Source organism: Acidithiobacillus sp. IBUN Pt1247-S3 (assembly GCF_041146875.1).
In the GTDB taxonomy this organism is placed as follows: Bacteria; Pseudomonadota; Gammaproteobacteria; order Acidithiobacillales; family Acidithiobacillaceae; genus Igneacidithiobacillus.
Genome location: NZ_JBFRXP010000002.1, coordinates 38077 through 56826, shown reverse-complemented (window position 1 = coordinate 56826; position 18750 = coordinate 38077). Strand labels below are relative to the sequence as shown.

The window sequence follows — 18750 nt, the reverse complement described above, 5'->3', positions numbered from 1 at the left end:
CCCTAGGCAAACTGGCGCAAGAAGCGCAGGTCGTTTTCAAAGAACAGGCGCAGGTCGTTGATGCCATAACGCAGCATGCTCAGGCGTTCCACCCCCAGGCCAAAGGCGAAGCCGGTAAGGCGCTCCTGATCAACCTTCGCCATCTCCAGCACCGCCGGATGCACCATGCCGCAACCGAGCACCTCTAACCAGCCAGTATCCTTACAAACCCGACAGCCCGCGCCATTGCAGATCACGCAACCAATATCCACCTCCGCCGAGGGCTCGGTGAAAGGGAAATAGGAGGGACGAAAGCGCACCGGCAAGCCGCTACTGCCAAAGAATTCCTGAAGAAAATCAGCCAATAGACCGCGCAGATCGGCAAAACTCGCGCCCTCGTCCAAATACAGGCCTTCCACCTGATGAAACATAGGGGTATGGGTGATGTCCGAATCGCGACGATACACGCGCCCGGTCGCTATCATGCGCAGGGGTGGCTGATGCTGCTCGAGGTAGCGAATCTGCACGGGGGAAGTATGGGTTCGCAAAACTCTTCCATCTTGTAGATAGAAGGTGTCGTGCATCGCCCGCGCTGGGTGATCTTCGGGGATGTTGAGGGCAGTGAAGTTGTGAAAATCGTCTTCGAGCTCTGGGCCGTCGGCCACATCGAAGCCCAGGCGAGAAAAATAGCCCTCAATCCAGTTCAGTGTCTGCCGTACAGGATGCAACCCCCCGCGCTCGGTCTCACGGCCCGGCAGGGTGACGTCTACTGATTCACTAGCCAAGCGCTGCTGGAGTAGCTGACTTTCGAGCTGCGTGCGCCGCTGCTCGAGCAGTTCCTGGATGGCGTTCTTCTGCTGATTGAGCTCTGCACCACGGGCGCGCCGCTGCTCTGGTTCAAGCCCCGCCAGCCCCTGCATGGCCTGGGTGATCTGACCCTTCTTGCCGAGCCATTGCACACGCAACTGCTCCAAATCAGCAACCTGCTGAATTCGGGCAATGGCCTCTGCTACTTCCGCGACGGAGGCCAGGGGCACTGCATTCTCCACCATAGCCTCCTTGCGTGGACTCAAGCGGCGTCTTGCTGACCCTTGGCGACGGTGACCAGACGCGCGAAGGCGGCCTTGTCGCGTACTGCGATATCGGCCAGAACCTTGCGATCCAGACTCACGCCAGCGCGCTGCAAGCCGTTGATGAAGCGGCTATAGCTCAAGCCCTCAGAACGGGCGGCGGCATTGATGCGCACAATCCACAGGCTGCGGAAATCGCGCTTCTTGGTACGCCGGTCGCGGTAGGCATAGACCAGGGCCTTCATTACCGCCTGATTGGCGATACGGAAATTGCTTTTGCGCTGGCCACGGAAGCCCTTGGCGCGAGCCAGGACTTTTTTGTGACGAGCGTGGGCGGTAACGCCCCGTTTAACTCTTGCCATCTACGTGCTCCTTTGAACTCAGACGTAGGGCAGCATGCGCCGCAGAGCGGCCTGTTCGCTGCCAGACGTTACCAGGGTGTGGCGCAGATGACGCTTGCGCTTGGTGCTTTTCTTGGTGAGGATGTGATTCAAGAACGCCTGCCGGTGCTTGAATTTCCCCGAGCCGGTGCGCTTGAAACGCTTGGCGGCCCCGCGATTGGTCTTCATCTTCGGCATCTTGCCTCTCCTATTTCTTTTTGGGGGCGATGACCATGACCATCTGCCGCCCTTCCATACGTGGCCGCTGCTCGACCACACCCAGTTCCTGTAAATCTGCTTCCACCCGATTGAGCAACTCCATACCCAGCTCGGGATGACTCATCTCGCGCCCGCGAAAACGCAGAGTGATTTTCGTGCGGTCTCCATCTTCCAGAAAACGGATGATGTTGCGCAGCTTGATCTGATAATCCGCTTCGTCGGTACGCGGCCGAAACTTGATTTCCTTGACCTGACTCTGTTTCTGCTTCTTCCGTGCGTCGTGTTGCCGCTTACTTTCCTGAAAGCGAAACTTGCCATAATCCATGACCCGGCAGACCGGGGGGACAGCTTGCGGGGCGATCTCTACGAGATCAAGATCAGCCTCTTCGGCAGTGGCTAGGGCCTCATGCAAGGGAACGATACCCAACTGCTCTCCTTCGTCCCCAATCAACCGTACCTTTGCCGCAAGAATTTCCCGATTGATGCGGACCTCTTTTTCTGTCGCGATTGCCCTACCCTCCCCCTAGGCCAGTTCCAAGGCCTGCTGCCGTTGCACATCCATACGCTGCAAAGTCTTACCCAACATCTCCACCGGGATGGAACCGAGGTCGTTGCCATTGCGATCGCGCAAACTGACCGTACCCTCACCCTTTTCCCGCTCGCCAACAATGGCCATAAATGGCACCCGGCGCAAAGTGTGGGCGCGTATTTTATAGCCGATCTTCTCGCTTCTCAAGTCTGTTTCGACACGCAAGCCCTGCGCCAGCAATTGCGCCGCAACGTGCTCGGCATAATCACTGTGCTGCTCACTGATGGGCGCCACCACCAGCTGGCTCGGCGCCAACCAGAACGGGAATTTGCCCTCGTAGTGCTCGATGAGTACGCCAAAGAACCGCTCCACCGAACCAAAGATGGCGCGGTGGACCATGATCGGCACCTGACGACTGCTATCCTCGGCCACATACTCCATGCCAAAACGCTGCGGCAGATTGAAATCAAGCTGAATGGTGCTGCATTGCCACTTACGACCAATGGCATCCTCGATCTTGAGATCAATCTTGGGGCCGTAGAAAGCACCACCACCGGCATCGATCTGGTAGTCCAGACCCGCCCGTTGCAATGCGCCCTCCAAGGCCTTGGTCGCGGTTTCCCAGATCTCGTCGCTACCTACCGAGCCCTCGGGGCGCGTGGAAAGATTGATCTCGTAACGCTCGAAGCCGAAGGTGCTGAGAATGCGCCGGGTTAGCTCAAGTACACCGGCAATTTCGGTCTCGATCTGATCGGGCCGGCAAAAGATATGGGCGTCATCCTGGGTAAAACCGCGCACGCGCATCAGGCCGTGCAATGCGCCAGACATTTCATGCCGATATACGGTACCCAGCTCTGCCCAGCGGATAGGCAACTCCCGATACGAGCGCAACTTGCTCTTGTACACCAAGATATGGAACGGACAATTCATGGGCTTGAGCTGGTAGGGCTGCCCCTCGTCTTCCATCGGTTGGAACATCGACTCGGCATAAAAGTCCTTATGCCCGGAAGTATACCAGAGGTCTTCGTGTGCAATATGCGGGGTGAAGAGCAACTCATAACCGGCACTGCTGTGGGCGGCGCGCCAGAAGTCCTCGATGACCTTGCGCACCCGCGCACCCTGGGGGTGCCAGAAGACCAGACCACCGCCGGCATCTTCCTGGATGGAGAAAAGCTCGAGCTCGGTGCCGATTTTGCGATGATCGCGACGTTCGGCCTCGGCTTGCTGCTGCAGGAAGACATCGAGATCCTTCTGTGTCGCCCAGGCTGTACCGTAAATGCGTTGCAACATGGGGTTACGCGAATCGCCGCGCCAATACGCGCCCGCCACACTGCGCAGGGCGAAGGCGCCAAGCACACCGGTACGCGGCACATGCGGGCCACGACAGAGATCGACGAAATCCCCCTGATGATACAGGCTGAGGTGCTCGCTCGCCGGGATATCCTTGATGATTTGTACCTTGTATTCCTCGCCCATGGCGTGGAAGCGCTCGATCGCCGCGTCGCGGCTGACGACTTCGCGACGTACCGGCAGGTCCGCCTGTGCCAAGGCGTGCATCTTTGCAGTGATGGCCTCGAGATCTTCCGGGGTGAAGGGCTTGGGCGCGGCAAAGTCGTAGTAAAAGCCATTCTCGATGACTGGCCCAATGGTCACCTGCGCGCCAGGGAACAGCTCTTTGACCGCTTGTGCCAAGAGATGCGCGGTGGAGTGGCGCAGAATCTCCAACCCTTCGGGGCTGTCTTTGGTGATGATGCTGACCTCGGCGTCGTGCTCAAGATTGGTACTGAGATCGCGCAGTTGACCGTCGACGCGCAGCGCCAGCGCGGCCTTCGCCAAGCCAGCGCCGATGTTGCGCGCGAGTTCCGCCCCGCTCAGCGGTGCCGGAAAAGAACGTACGGAGCCATCCGGCAGACGTATCTCGGGCATGCCATCTCCAAAGAAAAAGCACCAGTGAGCCAGGCCCCTCTGGTGCGGGTGTGGTAGGCACGGGCGGTTTCGAACCGCCGACCTCTACCGTGTCAAGGTAGCGCTCTCCCCCTGAGCTACGCGCCTAAGTCGGGCAAAAGTATCAGTGTTTGCCGTTACTCGTCAAGATCGATGGAGCATCGGGACAATGTTGAAGCGCCAGAGAAAACCGGGGATAGCAAAGACGGCAAACATGCACAGGGCAATTACATAAAACTCCCAACCCTGCCCATGGTTATGGCCATCAAGCAGACGCTCCACGCCCATACCGATGAGACCCATGAGGACATACATGGCAAACCATTCACCGAGGTACCAAGGCAAGGTCTTAAGCGGTTCACTGCTACCGAAAAAAAAACGGCGCCGACTCAACCACGGCAGATTTGCCACGATGAACGCCAGCAAAATATAAACTAAGGCCCATTGCTGCAAATCCATCAGAGAACCCCCTGCAAGGCATGAAAACAGAACGCTACCAAGGCGCCCGGGACAATACCGAGAATGAGCAGGGCGAGGCTATTGAGGGTGAGGACAGAAGCCGCCAGCGGATCATCGGCACCATAGGCCAAATCTTCCGCCGGTGGATCGAACAATGCAACCTTGAGTACGCGCAAGTAGTAAAAAGCGCCGACCACGGCCATGAGGACGCCAAAGACCGCAAGCCAGATAAAATGCGCCTCGATAAGGGCCTGGAAGACCGCGAGTTTGGCATAAAATCCGATGGTCGGCGGCACCCCAGCCAGCGAGAATATGATGATGAGCAGCAGGAAGGCGGTCCACGGGCGGGTACGCACCAGACCGCGCAGATCGCTGATTTCCTCGGCCTCAAAACCTTCGCGACTGAGATACACAATCAGACCAAAGGCGGCAATGGCCATAAAGGCATAGACCACCGCGTAGAAAAAGGCACTGGCCAAACCATTCTGGGTTCCTGCGACGATACCCAGGGCCAGGAAACCCATATTGCCCACCGTCGAATATGCCAACATGCGCTTGAGATTCGTTTGGGCGATGGCCACCACGTTACCGATTACCAGAGAGACGACTACCAGAGCAACAAAAAGCTGGCGCCAGATCTCGATACTACCATAGCCACCGTCGACCAGAATACGCAAAAAGAGTGCGAAGATAGCGATTTTGGGCACCGATGACATGAACAAGGTGACCGGGGTCGGCGCACCATGATAGGCATCTGGCAGCCACATGTGGAATGGCGCTGCACCAAATTTGAAGGCAATGCCGGCAACCAGAAAAACAATAGCGAGCATCAACAGGAAGTTACCGCTGCCGACGTTGACAAGGCCGATGGCAATCTGGTGCAGGTCGAGGGTACCCGTCAGACCATAAAGCAGCGACATACCGTAAAGCAGCAGGGCCGAAGCCAGGGCGCCGAGGATAAAATACTTGAGACCGGCCTCGGTGGCCCGCAGGTTGTTGCGCTGAAAGGCGACCAGGGCATATTGACTGAGGGCGAGCAGCTCCAGGCCCAGATATAAAACCAGCAAATTGGCGCCAGAGATGAGGATCATCGCCCCCAGGAGGGCAAAGAGCAGCAGCACGAAGACCTCACCTCGATACAGCGCGCGCAGCAGCAGATACTTGCGCGAGTAGAGCAACACCAACAAGGTCAGCAACTCCGCGAAAAAACTGGCGATATTGGTAAAAGGATCGAGGCGCAACTGCCCGAAAAAGGCCGACCCGCTATGCCCCATTTCCAACCAAGTCAGAGCCATGGCGGCGAGCAACGTAAAAATCGTGAGTACGAAGGCAATATCGCGCTGGCGCTGACCAACGAATACATCCACCAGGAGCACCACGCAGGCCATTGCCAACACCCAAATCTCGGGGATCGCGAAAGACCAATGAACTAGGGCGTTCTGCATGCCGCCTCCTCAACCGGGAATTTTGCTGACAGCGACCTGTTGCAACAGGTGCGTCACAGATTGATGAACAATATCGAGAAAAGGCGCTGGCCACACGCCGAGAAGCAACACCAGGCCCGCCAAGGTGCCCAAGACCAGGATCTCGCGTCCGTTGACGTCGTTGAGGGCAGCCACTTCCACATGGATGATGCCGCCAAAGATCACCCGCTTGAACAGCCAGAGGGTATAACCAGCCCCGGTAATGAGACCGGTTGCAGCAATGATTGCCGGCCACGGATGCACCTGATAGGTGCCCAGCACCACCATAAATTCGCCGACGAAGCCCGAGGTACCCGGCAGGCCGACGTTACCCATGGCAAAAAGCATCATAAAACTAGCAAAAATTGGCATGACATTGGCCACACCGCCATAGGCCTGGATGTCGCGGGTGTGCATACGGTCGTAAAGTACGCCCACACAGAGGAACATGGCAGCACTCACGAAACCATGGGAGAGCATCTGGATGATCGCGCCCTCCACCGCCGTCTGGGTAAAGACGAAAAAGCCCAAGGTCACGAAGCCCATGTGCGCAATGGAGGAATAGGCAATAAGCTTTTTCATATCCTGCTGGACGATGGCAATCAGAGCAATGTAAACGATGGCAATCAACGATAGCGCAATCATCAGCCACGCCAGCTGATGGCTCGCATCGGGGGTGATCGGCAGACTCAGCCGCAGAAAACCGTAGGCCCCCATCTTCAGCATGATCGCCGCGAGGATCACCGAACCGCCGGTAGGCGCCTCAACGTGGGCGTCGGGCAACCACGTATGCACCGGCCACATCGGGATCTTCACTGCAAAAGCGATAAGGAACGCGAGAAAAATCCAGATCTGTGCGGCCGCACCCAGAGGTGTCCTCTGAAAGGCCAGCAGGCTGAAGCTATCGCCACTGTGAAAATACAGATACAGAAAGGCGACCAGCATCAGCACCGAGCCAAGAAAGGTATAGAGGAAGAATTTGATAGTGGCGTAGACCCGGCGCGGCCCTCCCCATACCCCAATAATGAGGAACATGGGGATCAGCATCGCCTCCCAGAAGACATAGAAGAGGATGGCATCAAGGGCGCAAAAAACGCCGATCATAAGCCCATCCATGATCAGGAAAGCCGCCAGATACTGGGCAATCCGCATACTGACATTGCGCCAGGACGCAATCACCACGAGCACCGTCAGGAAACTGGTGAGCAGGATGAACCACAACGAAATCCCGTCGATGCCGAGGAAATACTGGATATGAAAGGCCGGAATCCAGGCCACCCGTTCGACGAACTGCATCGCTGCTGTGTGGGTATCAAAACCCGTGAAGAGAGACAGGGTGATGGCGAAGGTGGCTAGAGATATTAGCAACGCCAGCCAGCGTGCGATATTACCGCTGGCGCGGTCACCCACCGCCAAGACCAAAAAGCCACCAATGATCGGCACCCAAATCGCGGCGCTGAGCAGGCCAAAGGAATGCATCGTTTAGCCCCTCCAGATCATGAAATAGGTCATGAAAAGGACGAGCCCGATGATCATGACAAAGGCATAGTGATAGATGTAGCCGGTCTGCAAACGCCGCCAAGACAAGGCCGCACGCGCCACTAGGCGGGCACTGCCATTGACCATGCCACCGTCGATGATGGCCTCGTCGCCCCAATGCCAGAAGCGCCGCCCCAGAAGCAACGCGCCACGGACAAAGACCAGTTGGTTGAAGCTGTCAAAACCATATTTCTTGCGCAGCACCCAGGTGACCGGCGCGAGTAATGTGCCGAGCGCCGCCGGTACGCCGTCGTGCAGCAGGTAAAACCAGGCCGCCAACGCAATGCCCAGGACTGCCAACCAGAACGGCCAGGCAGTCAGGCCATGCAGCAGGAACATCCCCGCACCCTGCCAGTGCGCAGCGATCTCCCCAATGGTATTCCACTGCGCACGGATTTGCAGGGAGCTATTGAGGAAGTCCCCCAAACCCACCGGGGCAATAAAGAACCAACCCGCCAGCAGCGCCGGGATACTCAGGGCAATCAGGGGCACAGTAATCACCCAGGGCGATTCGTGCAGATGTGCCTGGGTGTGCTCATCCATGCGTTTCTTGCCGTGGAAGACGAGGAAAAACATACGGAAGGTATAGAGCGAGGTGACCAGGGCACCAAGTACCAATAGCACGTAGGCAAAGGTCGATCCGGTCATGCTTGATTCGCCGACGGCCTCGATGATCAGATCCTTGCTGAAGAAACCGGAAAACGGCGGGATACCGCAGAGGGCCAGGCTACCTACCAGAAAAGTAAGGTAAGTAATGGGCATATGCCGCCGCAGACCGCCCATCTTCCGAATGTCCTGCTCGTTCTGCATGGCATGAATGACCGAACCCGCGGCCAGAAAGAGGAGCGCCTTGAAAAAGGCATGGGTCATCAAATGGAAAATGGCTGCGGAAAAGGCTGAGGCGCCGAGCGCTGCGGTCATGTAACCGAGCTGAGACAAAGTCGAATAGGCAATGATGCGCTTGATGTCATTCTGCACGATGCCAATCAAACCCATGAACAGGGCCGTAATGGCGCCGATGACCATGACCACACTCAGGGCCGTGGCTGACTGTTCATAGATGGGCGACATACGCGAAACCATGAAGATGCCAGCCGTGACCATGGTGGCCGCGTGAATCAGGGCAGAGATCGGCGTTGGGCCTTCCATCGATTCCGGCAGCCAGACATGCAGCGGCACCTGCGCCGATTTACCCATGGCGCCAATAAAGAGCAAGATGGCAATCCAGGTGAGTACCGACCAGGGATGACCGGGGATAATCGTCACCGTATGCCCGACTAGACTAGGTATCATGGCAAAGACGGTGCGGTAGTCGAGGCTACCGCAGTAGTGGTAGATCGCCGCAATGCCAATCAGAAAACCAAAGTCACCCACGCGATTGACGATAAAGGCCTTGAGCGAGGCCTGATTGGCACTTTCGCGGGTAAACCAGAAGCCGATCAAGAGATAAGACACTAAGCCCACCGCCTCCCAGCCGAAGAAGAGCTGCAGGAAGTTGTTGGCCATGACCAGCATCAACATACTAAAGGTAAACAAAGAGATGTAACTGAAAAAGCGCGCATAGCCGGGGTCGTCGTGCATGTAACCAATGGTATAGACGTGCACGCAGAGGGAGACAAAGGTGACCACTACCAGCATCACCGCGGTCAGGCTATCGATGTCGAAACCGATAGGCACCGGCAGGTTCCCAAAGACCGCCCATGTATAGACGTTGCCATAAAAGGTCTGCCCATGCAGGACTTCTAACAACACAAATACTGCCAGGTAAAGGGCAAAGGCCACCCCGGCAATGGGTGCCCAATGCGCCTTCTCGCGCAAAAACCACCCGCCCAGCCCCGCCACCAGCGAACCCAGTAGAGGCGCCAGAGGAATGAGCAAATAGACCCAGATGGGTGGCAGGCTATGCAGCCAGTCAAAGATCCACATATCAGCCCCGTAAGTCGTCGATGTCTTCTACATTGATACTGCGGCGATTACGGAAATAGACCACCAGGATCGCCAAGCCAATGGCCGCCTCGGCGGCCGCCACGGTAAGTACGAAAAATACAAAGATCTGCCCTTGCAGGTTCCCCAGATAGCGGGAGAAGGCGACAAAGTTGATATTCACCGCCAGGAGCAGAATCTCAATTGCCATCAACAGGATGATGACGTTTTTGCGGTTAAGGAAAATGCCCACCACACCAATGGAAAACAACAAAGCGCCGAGGATCAGCCACTGTGACAAGGGGATCATCGCTTGGGCTCCCGCAGGTCAACCATATGCAAACGCTCACGCGCGGCTACCGCCACCTGTTTGCTCACCACCTGTGCCTTGGTATCGGGACGCCGACGCAGGGTAAGGGCAATGGCGGCGATGATGGCCACCAGCAGAATCACCGCCGCAATCTCAAAGGGATAAAGGTAATGGGTATAGAGCAATTCACCCAGGGCACGGGTGTTGTCGGCGTTGGCGGGGATCGGTCCGGGGGCCGGCACGCGCCCCAACGGAGCCGTCCAAAACACCGTCACCATCTCCAGCACGCCAACAATCGCCACCGCGAGGCCTAGCGGTAAGTAGCGCAGAAAACCTTCCTTGAGGCGCGCAAGGTTGATGTCGAGCATCATCACCACAAAGAGAAAGAGCACCATCACCGCACCGACATAGACGAGAATCAGGATCAACCCCAGGAATTCTGCGCCCAGAAGCAGGAACAGTGCCGCCGCATTGAAAAAGGCCAGCACCAGATAGAGCGCAGAGTAGACAGGATTGCGGGCGGTGATGACCAGCAATGCCGAAAGCAGCAACACGGCAGAGAAGATATAAAAAAGGACGGTGGTGGTGAGCAACATACGTTTTCTTGTTCTCTCCTAGCGGTAGGCGCTATCAGACTGGCGGTCTATGGCCAGCTCTGTTTCCAGGCGGTCGCCATTGCCGAGCAGACGGATCTTGTCGTAGAGCAATTCACTGCGCGTCTCGGCGTGGTAATTCAAGACGCGGCTCTCGACGATGGAGTCCACCGGGCAGGATTCTTCGCAAAGCCCGCAAAAAATGCACTTGCTGAGGTCGATATCGTAGCGGCTAGTGCGCCGCGTACCGTCGCCGCGCTCCTCACTCTCGATGGTGATGGCCAACGCCGGACAAACGGCCTCACAGAGCTTGCAAGCGATACAGCGTTCCTCGCCATTTTCATAGCGGCGTAGGGCATGCAGGCCGCGAAAGCGGGGAGACTGCGGCGTCGTTTCCTCGGGATATTGCACGGTAAACTTGCGCGCAAAGAAATACCGCCCGGTGAGTTGCATGCCGCGCAGCATTTCGAGCAGAAGGAAGGACTGAAAAAAACGTTTAATGGGATTGGCCATGACGATCTCCTCAGCGCAGGATGGCCCGCATCGGGGTCTCAAGGGCGATACCCACGACTACGATCCAGGCGATGGTGATGGGGATGAAGACCTTCCAGCCCAGACGCATGATCTGATCATAGCGATAACGCGGAAAGGTGGCGCGAATCCAGAGAAAGACGTACAGCAGGAAAGTCGTCTTAAGCAAGAGCCAGATCAGGCCCGGCACCCAGGTAAAGGGCACGACGTTGAGCGGCGGATACCAGCCGCCGAGAAAAAGCACGGTGGTCAGAATGGAGACAAAAATCATGTTGGCGTATTCGGCCAGGAAAAAGAGCGCGAAACCCATCCCCGAATACTCCACGTGAAAACCGGCAACAATCTCCGACTCGCCTTCGGCGACGTCGAAGGGGGCACGGTTGGTCTCGGCCACGCCGGAGATGAAATACACCAAAAAGAAGGGGAAAAGCGGCAACCAATACCAGGACCAAAAGCCCCCACCCGCCTGCGCCTCAACAATCTTGCTCAGATTCAGGGTCTGGGCCAGCATCAGTACGCCCACCAGGGCAAAACCCATAGCGATCTCATAGGCCACCAACTGCGCCGCAGCGCGCATGGCGCCGAGGAATGCGTATTTGGAGTTGGAGGCCCAACCGGCGATGATGATGCCATACACGCCCAAGCCCGCAATTGCCAGGACGTAGAGCAAGCCAGCGTTCATGTTACTGATGGCGACATTGGGACCGAAAGGCACCGCCGCCCAGACCAGCATCGCGGGTACAAAGGCCAGAACTGGTGCCGCCAGAAACAAGAAGCGATTGGCCGTGCTCGGGATCAGCACTTCCTTGAACAATAACTTCAAGGCATCGGCAATGGGCTGCAACGTGCCGCGGAAGCCGACCCGGTTTGGCCCGATACGAATCTGGATGTAGCCAATCACCTTGCGTTCAGCCAAGGTGAGGTAGGCGACGCCCAGCAAGAGCGGGATCAGGACAATAATGATCTTGATCAGGGCCCAGACCGGCGGCCACCAAGCCGCATTGACGAGATCGTGCATCCTTCCTCCCTAGGCCCGTACCCGCAAACTCGGCATCTGCATCCTCAGCACCGACCCCACGCCACCCAAGGCCTGCGTTTCGGGATGGCCGAGATCAAGCCATACAGCATCGGCAGGGATATTCGCATCGGCAACTACCGGCAATTGCACGCGCACACCGTTGGCCGCGATCAATTCTACCGCCGGTCCGCTGATTCCCAGCTCCGCCAGGCTGGCGGGATGCACGCGACAGATGGGTTCTTGTTGCAAGGGCGGCGCACGTCGCGCCAGAGGATCTTGCTGATAGATGCGCCAGTCACCAAGCAACTGCAAAGCTTCTTTCCGCACCGAGACGCTGGCAGCGATCTCAGGCAAAACGCCCAAGCCCGGGACATCAAGGGGGAAATCACCCAGCGTACCCTGCCAAGCCGCTTGCACAGCCTCCAGATCATCGAAGTCGAGACCGGCCAATTCCAGGTGATCGGCGAGCACGCGCAGGATCTTCCAGCCGGGACGAGATTCGCCCGACGGCCGAACTGCCGCGCGGTACTGCTGCAAGCGCCCTTCATTGTTGAAGAGACTGCCGCTGCTCTCTGCCCAACTCGCCAGCGGCAGGACGACATCCGCATATTCTTCGGCCGCGCCAAGAAAGCTGCTGATACTGATGACACAGTCGGCAGCACCGAGGGCTGCTTGCGCGCGCGGCGCATCCATGGCATCGGCCTCGGGCTCCGCGCCATAGAGCAGGAAGGCCCTCTTGTCGCTCCACGCATCGGGGGCATTTTCCACTTGCACGCCGCCCGCTTTCCGTCCCGGCACACAGCCCAGCAACCAGGCGCCGGCACTGTTGGCCGCCTCTGCCAACCAGGAGATGCGCCCATCCACCAGTTGCACGATTTCGGCAATGCTGGCGAGCAGGTCCGCAGCTTGCGGATGCTGCAAAAGCCCGTTGCCGAGCAGAAATACGGGCTGTTCGGCGGCGCGCAAGGCATCCGCCAGGGACTGCAATACGGGATGTTGCGATGCCAAGCCGTCACGCAAAATCAGCTGTAATTCCGAGTATAAGGCGAGGTCGGCACCCGCTGCCCCATGGATCTGGCGCAGGGGAAAGTTGAATTCTCGCTTACTGCTATCCACAGCCCAGATCTGTGCTCCCGCCAGGGCGGCCTTACGCAGACGGTGGTTGGTGAGCGGCTGCTGCTCGCGCGGGTAGGCATGACAGAGGACGATATTCCGTTCCCCTTCCAACTGGTCGAGACTCATATTGAGCGCTGGATACAGGGGCATGGCAGAATCGGCGCGGAAATCCGTCTGCCGCAGCCGGTGCTCGATCGCGCGCACGCCAAGACCGCGCAGGAGGGCCTGGAAGAGATAAAGCTCTTCATTGCTGGCCGCCGGCGTAATGATCCCTGCCACCGCATCCGGGCCCGCTTGACCGATGATTTTTTGCAGGGAATTTGCCGCGGCTTCCAGGGCCTCGGCCCAAGAGACCGCCTGCAAGGCACCATTCACACGCAGCAGGGGCTGCGTTACTCGATCTGCCGCCTGCAAACCGGCGTAGGCAAAGCGCCCCTTGTCACAGAGCCATTCTTCGTTCACCGCCTCATTGGTCCGCGGTATCACACGCAGGACCTCTTTACCGAGGCTCTGCACGTCGGTGTTACAGCCCGTGGAGCAATGGGTGCAGAGACTCTTGCTGTGCTTAAGCTCCCAGGAGCGCGCCTTGTAGCGGAAAGGTTTGCTGGTTAGCGCCCCCACTGGACAGAGATCGATCATGTTCCCGGAAAGCTCAGAGCGTACTGCCTTGGCCACATAAGTGCCGATGGCCATATGCTCGCCGCGCCCGGTGGCACCCAGCTCGCTGATGCCACCAATCTCGGTGCCAAAGCGCACACAGCGGGTACACTGAATGCAACGCGTCATCTCCGTCGCAATCAACGGACCGATATCCTTGTCTTCCACCACCCGCTTTTCTTCGGTGTACAGGCTGTGCGGATTGGCATAGCCCATGGTGATGTCCTGCAGCGGGCATTCACCACCCTGATCGCAGATGGGGCAATCCAGAGGGTGATTGATGAGCAGGAACTCCAGCACTCCCTGCTGTGCCATCCTCGCCCGCTTCGAGCGGGTGGCAACCTTCATGCCATCGCTGGCCGGGGTAGCACAGGCCGGCAGCGGCTTGGCCTGCTTTTCAACGTCCACTAGACACATGCGACAGTTGGCGGCCACCGAGAGCTTGGGGTGATAGCAAAAGAAGGGGATATAGATACCGAGTTGCTCCGCTGCCTCCATTAGGGTGGTACCAGCAGCGACTTCGATTTCCTGCCCGTCGATCTCGATGCGTGGCATCAGGCAACTCTCCGTGTGGCATCGGCACCGACCAGACAGGTCTTATGGCGCACATGATGCAGGTATTCTTCCGGGAACAGCCGTAGAGAACTGGTCACTGGTGCCACACCGCCATCGGCAAGGGCGCAGATCGTCCGCCCTTCGATGCGCGAGCCGACATTCTGCAAGAGCTCCAAATCTGACTCACGCCCCTGGCCGTTTTCGATGCGATGCATGACGCGCCAGAGCCAGCCCATACCCTCCCGACAGGGGGTACACTGACCACAGGACTCATGCATGTAAAAGCGCGCGATCCGCTCGACAACTTTCACTATGCAGACGCTGTCATCAATGATAATGACCGAGCCCGCACCCAAGGCCGAGCTGGCCTTGGAGATGCTGTCGTAATCCATACTCACTTCCATCATCTGTTCGCCAGCAACCATGGCGGTACTGGTACCACCGGGGATCACCGCCTTGAGTTTGCGCCCAGGGTGCAAGCCGCCGGCCATTTCCAGCAGCTCGGCAAAGGGCGTACCCATGGGCACCTCGAAATTGCCTGGCCGCTGCACGTGTCCGGTCACCGAAAAGATTTTGGTACCACCGTTGTTGGGCTTGCCGAGATCCAAAAACCACTGGCCACCACGCACGATGATGTCGGGCACCGAAGCGAAGGTCTCGACGTTGTTGATGGTGGTCGGTTGGCCATAGAGCCCATAGCTCGCCGGGAAGGGAGGCTTGAAACGTGGCTGCCCCTTCTTACCTTCCAACGACTCCATCAGCGCCGTTTCCTCGCCACAAATATAGGCGCCAGCGCCGCGATGCACGGCAAGGTCAAAGGAGAAATCGGTGCCGAGGATATTCTCCCCAAGGAAATTTGCGCGATAGGCTTCGGCAATCGCGTCTTCGACCACGCGAATCGGCTCGATGAACTCCCCGCGAATATAGATGTAGCCAGCACGGGCGCCCATGGCATAGGCCGCTATGATCATACCCTCGACCAGACGATGCGGCTCGTAGCGCATGATGTCACGATCCTTACAGGTACCTGGTTCTCCCTCGTCGGCATTGCACAGCAGGTATTTCATTCCACTTACGCCCTTGGGCATAAAGCTCCACTTCAGGCCAGTGGGAAAGCCAGCACCACCGCGGCCACGCAGGGCCGAGGTCTTCATCTCGTTAATGATCTGATCCGGCGTCATGCCTTCAAGCAGTACCTTACGCAGGGCTTGATAACCACCAGTGTCCTGATACACCGCTAAGCGATGGGAGTTCGGTAGGCCGCGGTTTCGCAGGGTAACGCCATTTACATACGTTTCTGTCGTCATTGCTCAGCCTCCAGTCCGTAATTTCGTAATGAGCGCATCAATGCTATCGGGGGTCAGATTCTCGATATAACGATCGCCAAGCTGCATCAAGGGCGCATCCTTGCAGGCACCGAGGCATTCCACTTCCTTGATGGTGAAGAGACCATCAGCGGTGGTTTCGCCGATGCCAATACCGAGGCGCTCTTGCAGATGCGCAAGGATCCCATCGGAGTCGTTTAGAAAACAAGAGACGCTACCACAGACACAAAACTGGTGTTTGCCCACTGGCTGCAGGTCGTACATGGTGTAGAAAGTCGCCACCTCAAAGGCCTGAATAGCCGGCACGCCAAGGATCTCCGCCACGTGCTCGATGAGGGGCTCGGGGAGATAACCATGATCTGCCTGGGCAATACGCAGTGCCGCGAGTAATGCCGAGCGCGCCTGCTCGGGCGGATATTTGGCTCGCTCACGGGCGATTTCATCGAGGGACGCCGGCGACAACCACTCACTCATCGGTCGATCTCCCCGAAGACGATGTCCATGGTAGCCAAAATCGCCACCACATCGGCAATCATGTGCCCGCGCGCCATCTCATCCATAGCGGCGAGATGCGAAAAACCAGGGGCGCGAATCTTCATGCGATAGGGTTTGTTGGCGCCATCAGAGAGCATATAGATACCGAACTCGCCCTTTGGCGCCTCAACTGCCGCGTAGATTTCCCCGGCCGGCACGATCATCCCTTCAGAAAACAGTTTGAAGTGATGGATCAGCGCTTCCATGCTGGTCTTCATCTCTTCCCGCGGTGGCGGCGCGATCTTGTAGTCATCGACAATCACCGGCCCAGGATTTTTGCGCAGCCAATCAACGCATTGGGCGATAATTTTGTTACTCTCGCGCATCTCCGCCACGCGCACCAAATAGCGGTCATAGCAGTCACCTTCCTTGCCCAGGGGGATCTCAAAATCGAGATCGGCGTAGGCGGCGTAGGGTTGGGTACGACGCAGATCCCAAGCCACTCCCGAAGCACGTAGCATGGGGCCGGTAAAGCCCAGGGCGATGGCCCGCTCCGGGGCAACCACACCAATGCCCACGGTACGCTGCTTCCAGATCCGATTGTCGGTGAGCAGGGTTTCGTATTCATCGACATAGCCGGGAAAGCGGCGAGTGAAGTCTTCGACGAAATCGAGCACCGAGCCCTGGCGATTGGCATTGAGTTCGTCGAGGCGCTTGGCATCACGATAGGGCGAGGCGTCATATTGCGGCATGCGCTCGGGCAGATCACGGTAGACGCCACCGGGCCGGTAATAAGCAGCGTGCATACGTGCGCCGGAAACCGCCTCATAGACATCCATCAGGTCTTCGCGCTCGCGAAAGCAATAGAGAAAGACCGACATGGCGCCGACATCGAGTGCGTAGGCACCGAGCCAGAGCAGGTGGTTGAGCACGCGCGTAATTTCATCGAACAGCGTACGGATATACTGGGCGCGCTGCGGGATCTCGATACCGAGCAGCCCTTCGACCGCACGACAGTAGGCGTGCTCGTTGCACATCATCGACACGTAGTCGAGACGGTCCATGTAGGGCAGATTCTGCAGATAGGTCTTGTGCTCGGCGAGCTTTTCGGTGGCACGATGCAGCAGACCGATATGCGGATCGGCGCGCTCGATGACCTCGCCATCGAGCTCAAGCACCAGACGCAACACCCCGTGAGCCGAGGGATGCTGCGGCCCAAAGTTCATGGTGAAGTTGCTAATTTCTGGCATCGTAACGCCCCTCTTCATCACTGCGCACAATGCGCGGCACCACTACCCGCTCCTCGGTGCGCGTCGGCTCATAGATTACCCGCCGCTGGTCCGGGTCGTAGCGCATCTCGACCGTACCCACCAAGGGAAAATCCTTGCGGAAGGGATGGCCGACAAAGCCATAATCGGTGAGGATGCGGCGCAGATCAGGATGCCCCTCGAAGAGAAATCCGAATAGATCAAAGGTCTCGCGTTCAAACCAATTGGCCGCTGGCCAGATCGCGTTGACCGAAGGGATGACCGGCAGGTCTTCGTCGAGAAACACCCGCAGGCGCAGACGTTGGCGGCTGTGGATACCGAGCAGATGGTAGACGACGGCAAAACGCTCGCCTTCCCATGTGCCATCACCATATTCGGCATAGTCCACCCCACACACGTCGATAAGCTGATCGAAGCCCGCTTCGTCGCGCAGCCAAGTGCAACTGGCGAGAAAGTCCGCACGCGCGAGCTCCAGGGTGAGTTCGCCAAGCGCAATCTGCTTGCGGCGTATCCGCTGCCCGAGCCCAGCTTCGATCTGCTGGGACAATGTTTGCAAGTCTTCCATCCTGGCTACCGGGCGATGGTGTGGGTGCGGCGGATCTTCTTTTGCAGCTGGATCAGCCCAAAGAGAAGCGCCTCAGCGGTCGGCGGACAACCGGGCACATAGACATCCACCGGCACGATCCGGTCACAGCCGCGCACCACACTGTAGGAATAGTGATAGTAACCGCCGCCATTGGCGCAAGAGCCCATGGACACCACCCAGCGCGGTTCGGCCATCTGATCGTAGACCTTGCGCAGGGCTGGGGCCATTTTATTGACTAGGGTACCGGCGACGATCATCACATCGGATTGCCGCGGGCTGGGACGAAAAATGATGCCAAAGCGATCAAGATCGTAGCGCGCTGCACCGGCGTGCATCATTTCCACGGCACAACAGGCCAATCCAAAGGTCATCGGCCACAGAGATCCGGTACGGCTCCAGTTGACTACCGTATCGATACTGGTAGTCACAAAACCTTTCTCGAGCACACCTTCTATTCCCATTCCAAGGCCCCCTTCTTCCATTCATAGACAAAGCCCACTACCAAGATGGCTAAAAAAACCATCATGGCGAGGAACCCAGTCATGCCCACAGCATCAAAAACGACTGCCCAGGGAAACAAGAACGCAATTTCGAGGTCGAAGAGGATGAATAAAATCGCTACAAGGTAGTAACGTACGTCGAATTTGACCCGTGCATCTTCGAAGGCCTCGAAGCCACATTCGTAAGGGGACAGCTTTTCGCTGTCGGGCCGATTCGGACCGAGCTTGCTGCCCAACACCAAGGGCACAATGCCGACCACAAGAGCGATCAGCAAGAATATGAGCACAGGCAAATAATGTCCGAGCACCGGG

The 18750-nt window shown here is 57.8% G+C and carries 20 protein-coding genes and 1 tRNA gene; all 21 read right to left on the bottom strand.

Annotated elements, in window-relative coordinates; genetic code table 11:
• Positions 1-2: 2 nt before the first annotated feature.
• Positions 3-1031 carry a phenylalanine--tRNA ligase subunit alpha gene (gene pheS, locus AB4090_RS02195; RefSeq protein WP_369572361.1) on the bottom strand — a complete coding sequence of 343 codons (1029 nt, stop codon included), beginning with the start codon at positions 1029-1031 and terminating at the stop codon, positions 3-5.
• Between the two features lie 17 nt (positions 1032-1048).
• The gene (rplT, locus tag AB4090_RS02190; protein WP_369572216.1) at positions 1049-1411 is read right to left on the bottom strand and encodes a 50S ribosomal protein L20; all 363 of its coding nucleotides are present in this window, start codon (positions 1409-1411) and stop codon (positions 1049-1051) included.
• Between the two features lie 18 nt (positions 1412-1429).
• Positions 1430-1627 carry a 50S ribosomal protein L35 gene (gene rpmI, locus AB4090_RS02185; protein ID WP_215871617.1) on the bottom strand — a complete coding sequence of 66 codons (198 nt, stop codon included), beginning with the start codon at positions 1625-1627 and terminating at the stop codon, positions 1430-1432.
• A gap of 10 nt (positions 1628-1637) precedes the next feature.
• Positions 1638-2156 carry a translation initiation factor IF-3 gene (infC, locus tag AB4090_RS02180; protein ID WP_369572360.1) on the bottom strand — a complete coding sequence of 173 codons (519 nt, stop codon included), beginning with the start codon at positions 2154-2156 and terminating at the stop codon, positions 1638-1640.
• A 15-nt stretch (positions 2157-2171) separates the two neighbouring features.
• The gene (gene thrS, locus AB4090_RS02175; RefSeq protein WP_369572215.1) at positions 2172-4103 is read right to left on the bottom strand and encodes a threonine--tRNA ligase; all 1932 of its coding nucleotides are present in this window, start codon (positions 4101-4103) and stop codon (positions 2172-2174) included.
• A 51-nt stretch (positions 4104-4154) separates the two neighbouring features.
• Positions 4155-4229, bottom strand: a tRNA-Val gene (locus AB4090_RS02170).
• Positions 4230-4265: 36 nt separating this feature from the next.
• Complete coding sequence (locus AB4090_RS02165; RefSeq protein WP_369572214.1) at positions 4266-4580, bottom strand: DUF2818 family protein; 315 nt, start codon at positions 4578-4580, stop codon at positions 4266-4268.
• On the bottom strand, positions 4580-6025 hold the full coding sequence (nuoN, locus tag AB4090_RS02160; RefSeq protein ID WP_369572213.1) for an NADH-quinone oxidoreductase subunit NuoN: 1446 nt from the start codon (positions 6023-6025) through the stop codon (positions 4580-4582). The genes AB4090_RS02165 and nuoN overlap by 1 nt, the downstream gene beginning before the upstream one ends.
• 9 nt (positions 6026-6034) lie before the next feature.
• A complete protein-coding gene (locus AB4090_RS02155; RefSeq protein ID WP_369572212.1) occupies positions 6035-7522 on the bottom strand; it encodes an NADH-quinone oxidoreductase subunit M in 1488 nt (495 codons plus the stop codon).
• Between the two features lie 3 nt (positions 7523-7525).
• On the bottom strand, positions 7526-9508 hold the full coding sequence (gene nuoL / locus AB4090_RS02150) for an NADH-quinone oxidoreductase subunit L (protein ID WP_369572211.1): 1983 nt from the start codon (positions 9506-9508) through the stop codon (positions 7526-7528).
• A gap of 1 nt (position 9509) precedes the next feature.
• Positions 9510-9815, bottom strand: coding sequence for an NADH-quinone oxidoreductase subunit NuoK (gene nuoK / locus AB4090_RS02145; protein ID WP_308389300.1), 306 nt, complete (start codon positions 9813-9815; stop codon positions 9510-9512).
• On the bottom strand, positions 9812-10411 hold the full coding sequence (locus tag AB4090_RS02140) for an NADH-quinone oxidoreductase subunit J (protein ID WP_369572210.1): 600 nt from the start codon (positions 10409-10411) through the stop codon (positions 9812-9814). Before AB4090_RS02140 ends, nuoK begins: the two co-directional genes overlap by 4 nt.
• 18 nt (positions 10412-10429) lie before the next feature.
• A complete protein-coding gene (gene nuoI, locus AB4090_RS02135) occupies positions 10430-10921 on the bottom strand; it encodes an NADH-quinone oxidoreductase subunit NuoI (RefSeq protein ID WP_369572209.1) in 492 nt (163 codons plus the stop codon).
• A 10-nt stretch (positions 10922-10931) separates the two neighbouring features.
• A complete protein-coding gene (nuoH, locus tag AB4090_RS02130) occupies positions 10932-11957 on the bottom strand; it encodes an NADH-quinone oxidoreductase subunit NuoH (protein WP_369572208.1) in 1026 nt (341 codons plus the stop codon).
• A gap of 9 nt (positions 11958-11966) precedes the next feature.
• On the bottom strand, positions 11967-14285 hold the full coding sequence (gene nuoG / locus AB4090_RS02125; protein WP_369572207.1) for an NADH-quinone oxidoreductase subunit NuoG: 2319 nt from the start codon (positions 14283-14285) through the stop codon (positions 11967-11969).
• On the bottom strand, positions 14285-15592 hold the full coding sequence (gene nuoF / locus AB4090_RS02120; RefSeq protein WP_369572206.1) for an NADH-quinone oxidoreductase subunit NuoF: 1308 nt from the start codon (positions 15590-15592) through the stop codon (positions 14285-14287). The genes nuoG and nuoF overlap by 1 nt, the downstream gene beginning before the upstream one ends.
• A gap of 3 nt (positions 15593-15595) precedes the next feature.
• Positions 15596-16084, bottom strand: coding sequence for an NADH-quinone oxidoreductase subunit NuoE (gene nuoE, locus AB4090_RS02115; RefSeq protein WP_369572205.1), 489 nt, complete (start codon positions 16082-16084; stop codon positions 15596-15598).
• Entirely contained in the window at positions 16081-17334 is a 1254-nt protein-coding gene (locus tag AB4090_RS02110) for an NADH-quinone oxidoreductase subunit D (RefSeq protein WP_369572204.1), read from the bottom strand. Before AB4090_RS02110 ends, nuoE begins: the two co-directional genes overlap by 4 nt.
• Complete coding sequence (locus AB4090_RS02105) at positions 17321-17917, bottom strand: NADH-quinone oxidoreductase subunit C (protein ID WP_369572203.1); 597 nt, start codon at positions 17915-17917, stop codon at positions 17321-17323. Before AB4090_RS02105 ends, AB4090_RS02110 begins: the two co-directional genes overlap by 14 nt.
• 5 nt (positions 17918-17922) lie before the next feature.
• Positions 17923-18399, bottom strand: a complete 477-nt coding sequence (locus tag AB4090_RS02100) for an NADH-quinone oxidoreductase subunit B family protein (RefSeq protein WP_215871631.1) — start codon at positions 18397-18399, stop codon at positions 17923-17925.
• Entirely contained in the window at positions 18390-18746 is a 357-nt protein-coding gene (locus AB4090_RS02095; RefSeq protein WP_369572359.1) for an NADH-quinone oxidoreductase subunit A, read from the bottom strand. Before AB4090_RS02095 ends, AB4090_RS02100 begins: the two co-directional genes overlap by 10 nt.
• Positions 18747-18750: the final 4 nt, after the last annotated feature.

Excerpts from the sequence above, each read along its gene's own strand:
- thrS (WP_369572215.1), bottom strand. The coding sequence starts at position 4,103 with ATGCCCGAGATACGTCTGCCGGATGGCTCCGTACGTTCTTTTCCGGCA.
- AB4090_RS02110 (WP_369572204.1), bottom strand. The coding sequence starts at position 17,334 with ATGCCAGAAATTAGCAACTTCACCATGAACTTTGGGCCGCAGCATCCC.
- nuoK (WP_308389300.1), bottom strand. The coding sequence starts at position 9,815 with ATGATCCCCTTGTCACAGTGGCTGATCCTCGGCGCTTTGTTGTTTTCC.
- rpmI (WP_215871617.1), bottom strand. The coding sequence starts at position 1,627 with ATGCCGAAGATGAAGACCAATCGCGGGGCCGCCAAGCGTTTCAAGCGC.
- AB4090_RS02100 (WP_215871631.1), bottom strand. The coding sequence starts at position 18,399 with ATGGGAATAGAAGGTGTGCTCGAGAAAGGTTTTGTGACTACCAGTATC.
- nuoG (WP_369572207.1), bottom strand. The coding sequence starts at position 14,285 with ATGCCACGCATCGAGATCGACGGGCAGGAAATCGAAGTCGCTGCTGGT.
- nuoI (WP_369572209.1), bottom strand. The coding sequence starts at position 10,921 with ATGGCCAATCCCATTAAACGTTTTTTTCAGTCCTTCCTTCTGCTCGAA.
- AB4090_RS02155 (WP_369572212.1), bottom strand. The coding sequence starts at position 7,522 with ATGCATTCCTTTGGCCTGCTCAGCGCCGCGATTTGGGTGCCGATCATT.
- pheS (WP_369572361.1), bottom strand. The coding sequence starts at position 1,031 with ATGGTGGAGAATGCAGTGCCCCTGGCCTCCGTCGCGGAAGTAGCAGAG.
- nuoN (WP_369572213.1), bottom strand. The coding sequence starts at position 6,025 with ATGCAGAACGCCCTAGTTCATTGGTCTTTCGCGATCCCCGAGATTTGG.
- nuoF (WP_369572206.1), bottom strand. The coding sequence starts at position 15,592 with ATGACGACAGAAACGTATGTAAATGGCGTTACCCTGCGAAACCGCGGC.
- AB4090_RS02140 (WP_369572210.1), bottom strand. The coding sequence starts at position 10,411 with ATGTTGCTCACCACCACCGTCCTTTTTTATATCTTCTCTGCCGTGTTG.
- AB4090_RS02165 (WP_369572214.1), bottom strand. The coding sequence starts at position 4,580 with ATGGATTTGCAGCAATGGGCCTTAGTTTATATTTTGCTGGCGTTCATC.
- nuoL (WP_369572211.1), bottom strand. The coding sequence starts at position 9,508 with ATGTGGATCTTTGACTGGCTGCATAGCCTGCCACCCATCTGGGTCTAT.
- AB4090_RS02105 (WP_369572203.1), bottom strand. The coding sequence starts at position 17,917 with ATGGAAGACTTGCAAACATTGTCCCAGCAGATCGAAGCTGGGCTCGGG.
- nuoH (WP_369572208.1), bottom strand. The coding sequence starts at position 11,957 with ATGCACGATCTCGTCAATGCGGCTTGGTGGCCGCCGGTCTGGGCCCTG.
- nuoE (WP_369572205.1), bottom strand. The coding sequence starts at position 16,084 with ATGAGTGAGTGGTTGTCGCCGGCGTCCCTCGATGAAATCGCCCGTGAG.
- rplT (WP_369572216.1), bottom strand. The coding sequence starts at position 1,411 with ATGGCAAGAGTTAAACGGGGCGTTACCGCCCACGCTCGTCACAAAAAA.